Origin of the sequence: Shewanella inventionis, assembly GCF_014641855.1 — a bacterium.
In the GTDB taxonomy this organism is placed as follows: domain Bacteria; phylum Pseudomonadota; class Gammaproteobacteria; order Enterobacterales; family Shewanellaceae; genus Shewanella; species Shewanella inventionis.
In genome coordinates, this window is record NZ_BMII01000011.1 from 124,324 (window position 1) to 131,025 (window position 6,702).

7 protein-coding genes are annotated in these 6,702 nt (G+C 42.6%); 5 read left to right on the forward strand and 2 right to left on the reverse strand.

Annotated elements, in window-relative coordinates; translation table 11 throughout:
* Window positions 1–45 precede the first annotated feature (45 nt).
* Window positions 46–771, reverse strand: a complete 726-nt coding sequence (locus IEW93_RS08165) for a YebC/PmpR family DNA-binding transcriptional regulator (RefSeq protein ID WP_188738793.1) — start codon at window positions 769–771, stop codon at window positions 46–48.
* Window positions 772–1,185: 414 nt separating this feature from the next.
* Between IEW93_RS08165 and IEW93_RS08170 the strand changes: the two genes are divergently transcribed.
* Complete coding sequence (locus IEW93_RS08170; RefSeq protein WP_188738794.1) at window positions 1,186–1,434, forward strand: TIGR02922 family protein; 249 nt, start codon at window positions 1,186–1,188, stop codon at window positions 1,432–1,434.
* Window positions 1,435–1,494: 60 nt separating this feature from the next.
* Here IEW93_RS08170 and IEW93_RS08175 read toward each other — a convergent pair whose 3' ends face one another.
* Complete coding sequence (locus IEW93_RS08175; RefSeq protein ID WP_188738795.1) at window positions 1,495–2,079, reverse strand: TetR/AcrR family transcriptional regulator; 585 nt, start codon at window positions 2,077–2,079, stop codon at window positions 1,495–1,497.
* Between the two features lie 145 nt (window positions 2,080–2,224).
* On the opposite strand from IEW93_RS08175, the gene IEW93_RS08180 reads away from it, so the two are divergent.
* From IEW93_RS08180 to IEW93_RS08195, 4 genes are all read left to right on the forward strand, one after another.
* Entirely contained in the window at window positions 2,225–3,268 is a 1,044-nt protein-coding gene (locus tag IEW93_RS08180) for an alkene reductase (protein WP_188738796.1), read from the forward strand.
* Window positions 3,269–3,495: 227 nt separating this feature from the next.
* A complete protein-coding gene (locus tag IEW93_RS08185; protein WP_188738797.1) occupies window positions 3,496–4,821 on the forward strand; it encodes a protein kinase in 1,326 nt (441 codons plus the stop codon).
* Between the two features lie 134 nt (window positions 4,822–4,955).
* The gene (locus tag IEW93_RS08190; protein WP_188738798.1) at window positions 4,956–5,147 is read left to right on the forward strand and encodes a ribbon-helix-helix protein; all 192 of its coding nucleotides are present in this window, start codon (window positions 4,956–4,958) and stop codon (window positions 5,145–5,147) included.
* 199 nt (window positions 5,148–5,346) lie between these two features.
* Window positions 5,347–5,691, forward strand: coding sequence for a zinc ribbon domain-containing protein YjdM (locus IEW93_RS08195; RefSeq protein ID WP_188738799.1), 345 nt, complete (start codon window positions 5,347–5,349; stop codon window positions 5,689–5,691).
* Window positions 5,692–6,702 lie beyond the last annotated feature (1,011 nt).

A 6,702-nucleotide genomic window follows, 5' to 3' on the forward strand; every position in this document is an offset into this window, starting at 1 on the left:
AAACGCAGCGTAATGGCTGCGTTTTTATTTGTTGCTTTAAATTGTTTATGCTTCGTCAATTTCAGCGTTGTGATAAATATTTTGTACATCATCACAGTCTTCTAATGCTGCAATAAACTTATCAAACGTTTCAATGTCTTCACCGCTAACGGTTGTCATTGTTTGTGGTACAAACGATAAGTTTTCAACTTCAAACTCAATGTCTGGAAAGGCTTCTGTTAACGTGGTTCTAATGTTGTTGAATTCGGTTATAGGTGCAAACACGCTAATCATGCCGTCTTCTAATTCAACGTCTGTAACATCAATTTCAGCCATCATCAGTAACTCAAGAATGGCTTCATCGTCTTCGCCTTTAAAGACAAATACGGCTTGATGTTCAAACATATGGCCTACAGTGCCTGGGCTGCCTAATTTGGCATCATTTTTAACAAAAGCCTGACGAACCTGAGTGAATGTGCGGTTACCATTGTCAGTTAAGCAGTCAACAATCACCATACAACCGCCAGGGCCAAAACCTTCGTAACGTGCAGTATCGTAATCTTCACCACCACCGCCACGTGCTTTTTCAATTGCACGTTCAATAACGTGTGCTGGCACCTGGTCTTTCTTGGCGCGTGAAATTAAGCTGCGTAACGCTAAGTTGCCATCAGGATCAACACCGCTTTGTTTGGCACAAATGTAAATTTCTTTACCGTAGCGCGAATAAAGTCGAGTTTTTTGGCCTGCTGTCTTAGCCATTGATTCTTTACGGTTTTGGTATGCTCTGCCCATCTTGATCTCGTTATATTTCGGAAATGGAAGTCGTAAAATTGTCGCCGATTCTAGCAGGAATAAGCAGATGTGTTTAGGTGTAGAGCATAAATATTGTTGAAATACTGCTGATAACGCGATAACAGTCATCATTTCGGGCTGTGTGTTGCAATGTGAGTTTGCTCGAAATACTAATATTTACACATCAGATGTGTTAACTTTATGTTTCAAGTGCAGGTGATCGGTAATACAATTTAACGATATGGTATCGTTTGCTGCCAATAATAAAAATCAAAGAGAAAGGACTTCTCTGTGGTAATGCTCAAGGGCGCTTGCCTGAGGTTATTGCCATTTATTCTGAGTTGATGTTGGTATTTTACAAGTATCAATATCATTTCTACACTTACTAAGTATGCTAGAAATGAGAGTCCAAATATGAAATCTGAATCTGCTGATGCAGGTCAAGCACAGAGTGCAACAGTCACTGTACTGTTTTACGAAGCTCCCGCTGGTCTTGAAATGTATAATGCCGTATTAACCGACCTTGAGGTGAGCAAAACGGGTCGAGTGATGATCCCTGAGTCATTTCGTCGTGGTAAATCCATTATCGCGGTACTTGAAGGGGAGTGCAAAATATTAAACGCATTAGGCGAGCGAGTATATTCGCAGCGCACGGTCGGCTAATCACTGCCTGTTAAACATAAAGTGAGTTGCAATCAATAAAAAGACACTAGCGTGTCTTTTTTATTGTCTGATTAAATCCGCAAGCAGTTTGTCTGCTAAAGGTTGCAGCACGTCAATATCAGGTTGTGTGCTGGCAACGGTTCGTAAACCATAAATCCCCATGACCAAATATTGCGCTAAAAATTGGCTGTTGCTTTGTGCTGAAATTAGCTTTTGCTGTTTTGCTGTTTCAAATACTTGCGCTAAAGCCAGATGCCATGACTGCAAAAAATTACATGTTATTTGCTTAATCTGTTCATCTTGTTCGCCCATTTCACTTAATGACTTAGTTAATAAGCAAGATTGGGTGGCATCACAACTTAACCCTTCTTGCACAATTAATGCGAGATAACGGCTCAAATTATCTAGAGCAGAATGTTCATTGGCAAATAGTTGCTCAAACTGTTGAGACCGATCCTGTTGATACTGCTCAATTGCCGCAATAAATAAGCCTCTTTTATTGTCAAATGCGCAATAAATTGACCCAGGATGTAACCCCGTCGCTTTGGTGAGATCTTGCATGCTAGTTTTTGCGTATCCGTTTACCAAAAAGGTACACATAGCAGCACGTAAAACTTTTTCTTTGTCAAATTCAGCATTTCTCATACTTGGCTACTTTTGGTCAACAATGAAGCGTAATAACTCATATCTTCTGAGTCTAACTAAATTTATTCGAGTATTCAAAAAATACTTGAATGTATGTTCAATAAATAATATTCTTGAATACATATTCAATAAAGGAGATCGTCACATGACGGCCAATTTATTTACACCTTATAAACTCAATGACACCCTAACACTATCAAACAAGATTTTAATGGCGCCATTAACGCGTTGTATGGCTGATAATGACTTAGTGCCGACTCAGCAAATTGCCGATTATTATGCGCGCCGTGCAGAGGCTGGCTTAATTATTAGCGAGGCGACGATTATTCGTGCTGATGGTCAAGGTTATCCAAACACTCCTGGTTTATTTACTCCAGCGCAAATAGATGGCTGGCGTGTGGTTACAGATGCAGTGCATAAAAAGGGTGGCAAAATTTTCGCCCAACTTTGGCATACAGGCCGTGTAGCTCACCCACACTTTTTTGGTGGGGGTGACGTCTTATCAGCTTCTGCACAAGCGGTTGAAGGTACCGTGCCAAGAATGCGTGAATTGGTTTACCAAACACCAAAAGCGGCAACGTTAGAAGACATTAAACAGTTAGTGAACGATTATGCTCAAGCGGCTGCAAATGCAATCGATGCCGGCTTTGATGGCGTTGAAATCCATGGTGCCAATGGCTATTTAATTGATCAGTTTTTACATCATGACAGCAACCGCCGTGATGATGAATACGGCCAAACGCCTGAAAACATGTCTCGTTTTGCACTTGAAGTTGTCGATGCCGTTATTGCTCGTATTGGGGCTGATCGTACTGGCCTGCGTGTATCTCCTGGTGCCTACTTTAATATGGCTGGCGATTCACGTGACCGCGCCGTATTTGATTACCTATTACCCGAATTATCAAAGCGTCACTTAGCGTTTTTACACGCTGGTATTTTTGATGACTCAATGCAATTTGATTATTTAGGTGGCAGTGTGTCTGCATACATGCGCAGTGTTTACACTGGCACTTTAGTGGGTGTAGGCAGTTATAGCGCTGAAACAGGTAGTGCAGCTATTGAGGCCAATAAATTTGACTTATTAGCCATTGGCCGTCCATTTATTGCTAACCCAGACTATGTGGCTAAAGTACGCGATGGTGTCGAACTGGTGCCATATGCCGAAAGCATGTTAGCCGAACTGATTTAAGTTTGTTGTTTGCCTATAGGCTCTATATTGAGTGCTGGTAGGCGTTTGTAGGAAACTATTTTGTGATCTCATTAGAGACACTAAGTAGCGCTAAATAATCAACCCCAATTTGTGTTTTTAGCATCCGTCTTGGCCACAGTTTTTACTGTGGTCTTTTTTTGCCATAAATTTGTCTCCCTGAGTGCAGTCTATTACTATGTCGGCAATTTTAGGTACAGAGAAGCGTTATGCACACACTAGAACAACTCAATGATGGTTTATTGCACGGACAAACACGAGTCAAAATCGCGCAAGGACTGAGTGAGTTCCCAGCTAAATTATTTGAGTTAGCAGATACGTTAGAAGTGCTTGATTTAACCGACAATCAATTGTCGTCGCTTCCTGACAATTTTGCTGATTTACATCAACTTAAAATTCTGTTTTTGTCGAACAACCAGTTTACCTATTTACCGGATGTATTAGGTCAATGCCCTAATTTAGAGATGATTGGCTTTAAGGCTAATCAAATTAAACAGGTGTCAGAAGCATCAATTCCAAAACAAACCCGCTGGTTAATTTTAACCGACAATCAGATAGAGCAACTGCCAGACAGTATTGGTCAATGTTATCGTCTTGAAAAGCTTGCGCTTGCAGGTAACCGACTTACGTCACTGCCGGAAAGCATGGCAAATTGTCATCAACTTGCATTAATTCGCTTGTCTGCCAATCAACTTACCACGTTACCGGACTGGTTATTTAGCCTGCCTAATTTGGCATGGCTGGCTTTTTCCGGAAATGCATTTAGCCATGTAGAGCATTGCGAAAATACCCGTGTCCCTACTGTTAAATTATCCCAGTGCCAGCTAGGTAAGCTGCTAGGGCAGGGGGCCTCTGGTTTGATATACCAGGCACGATTACATACTGAGTTACTGCCTGCTGCGTTAACTGCACTTGCCGATAACGATGTGGCAATAAAATTATTTAAGGGTATGGTAACCAGTGATGGCTATCCTGCAGATGAGCTCGATTGTTGTTTAAGTGCTGGTGAACACCCAAATTTAATCAATGTGGTGGCTCAGATTAATCAGCCAGAGCAGTTGGGGCTTGTCATGGAGCTTATTCCTGCCGACTATGCCAACCTAGGTTTGCCACCTTCGCTGCAAACCTGCAGCCGCGATACCTTTGAGCCAAACACGCGCTTTAGTGAGTCACGTATCATTAAAATCGCGACTCAAATGGCCGATATTTTGGCGCATTTACATCAAAATGGGATAAGCCATGGTGATATTTATGCTCATAACACCATGATAAACAAACAAGACAATGTGCTATTTGGTGACTTTGGCGCCGCATCTAACTTAAGGCAGTTTAGCCCCGAGCGTCGTGGGTTAATGCAAGCTATTGAGGTAAGGGCATTGGGTTACATGATTGAAGATATGCTTAATCTGATTGATCACCCTGTTAGCCCTAAGGCAGAAGCGTTACATCAATTAGTGCATGATTGCTTGCATGCTAACTTAAACGCCAGACCGAGTTTTAATGAGCTTAAACAGCAGTTAGCCAACATGGCATAAACTGCCACTGTAATTTTGCTTAGCGATGCGACTTGTATTGCTAAGCACCCTTGAATATCGGTTGTGAAATATGGCCTTTAACCTATCACTGCATTATAATCAAATTATCATGTTGCAATTAAAGGTCATCACCAGTGGAAAACAAAACTGCCCGTTTTACTGTTTTAATGGACCCGCTAAAAAAGCAGGCATTTGAACAACTCTGCGCCGCACAAGATTTAACGCCATCTCAAGTCACGCGTCAGCTTATTCGTGAATACCTTGAAAAACACGATGTGAGTTTTGGTGACAATCAAGGTCGACCCAACCCACAAGTGAAAAGCTAATTCATCGTCTTTAGTCCCAAATAGTGAAACCACTTTGCGGCCTAGGCTAGTTAATTTGTGATAATGACATTATAATACTATTACAATCTAGGTGGGGTGGTTGTCATTACCATCTCATACCAATCGAAAATGCTTTTAGAACAATATATTGCTACCTCAGTGTTGTTTTATTTAAGCTAAATATACAGAGAATGAATTTATGAGTGATGTCATCCCGCCATGCCCAAAGTGTGAATCTCCTTACGCTTATTCTGATGGTACGTTATTAATTTGCCCAGAATGCGCTAATGAATGGAACCCAAATGAAGAAGTGGTTGACCCAGATGCCATTATTTTAAAAGATGCCGTGGGCAACTTGTTAGCAGAAGGCGATAAAGTCACTTTAATTAAAGATCTTAAAGTTAAAGGCACGTCACTTGTGCTTAAAGTGGGCACTAAAGCAGTTATCAACCGTTTTGTCGCCGGCGATCATGACATTGACTGTAAAGTTGATGGCAACGGCCAAATGATGCTGAAATCGCAGTTTGTTAAAAAACAAAGCTAAGCGATTGAGTGAGTGACTTTAGCTTACCAACAAATGAGCTAAAGCCCGATGCATAATAATCCCCGCTGATAGCAATATCACCGGGGATTTTTGATGGACGCCAGTTCCCCCCTGTGTCAGGGTAGTTGCCGCCTCATTAAATCAGTGTACTAAGCAACCGTTGATAATTTAAAAAAGCTTGTTAACCCCTTCCCGTCGTTCTGGCAATGCTCTTGACCCGGGATCCAGGTGTTTGCTTTTTATTGTTTTCGGCCATTAACACTTCAGGCTGCAATTCCAACCTGCGCGGCCAAATACGACGTCGTCCCGGCAATGCTCTTGAGCCGGGATCCAGGTGTTTTGCTTTTTATGGTTTTGGGCCACTAACACTTCAGGCTGCAATTCCAACCTGCGCGGCCAAATACGACGTCGTCCCGGCAATGCTCTTGACCCGGGATCCAGGAGTTTGCTTTTTATGGTTTTCGGCCATTAACACTTCAGGCTGCAATTCCAACCTGCGCGGCCAAATACGACGTCGTCCCGGCAATGCTTTTGAGCCGGGATCCAGGTGTTTTGCTTTTTATGGCCTGCGGCCAATAACGTCGTGGCGCTTCGCCCACACCAGACCAAGAGGAAACCAACGGCTGTTCCCTCTTGGAACTCCCAGCCGCCACATCAAAATTATCTGAAAAGCGATAATTTCGCGACGTGGTCAGATCCAGCTTTTAACTTCGTCTGAGTGTTCTTCGGCCTTATTCGAAAATGCTAACGCTTCAGATGGGGCGTCCCTTCCCCTCTAAAGCTAGCTCGCCATCCATGGCTAGCTCACGTCATTTTCTTCAACGGCCTCAAGTTCAGAGTTGAATTTAGGCATTTCAAGCTGAGGCATCTAACTCATTTATGGACGTGCGACCTGAGGTCGTATGAAGCGCTGTTCACCGCGATAAGAGTGAACCATCTGTATCACCAGATGCCCCTAAGACTCTGAATAAAGCAGCGAGTCTGACAATGTAACGATATTCGGTTTTATAC

Coding starts and splice junctions, on each gene's coding strand:
- IEW93_RS08195 (WP_188738799.1), top strand. CDS start 5,347: ATGAGTGATGTCATCCCGCCATGCCCAAAGTGTGAATCTCCTTACGCT.
- IEW93_RS08170 (WP_188738794.1), top strand. CDS start 1,186: ATGAAATCTGAATCTGCTGATGCAGGTCAAGCACAGAGTGCAACAGTC.
- IEW93_RS08165 (WP_188738793.1), bottom strand. CDS start 771: ATGGGCAGAGCATACCAAAACCGTAAAGAATCAATGGCTAAGACAGCA.
- IEW93_RS08185 (WP_188738797.1), top strand. CDS start 3,496: ATGCACACACTAGAACAACTCAATGATGGTTTATTGCACGGACAAACA.
- IEW93_RS08175 (WP_188738795.1), bottom strand. CDS start 2,079: ATGAGAAATGCTGAATTTGACAAAGAAAAAGTTTTACGTGCTGCTATG.
- IEW93_RS08180 (WP_188738796.1), top strand. CDS start 2,225: ATGACGGCCAATTTATTTACACCTTATAAACTCAATGACACCCTAACA.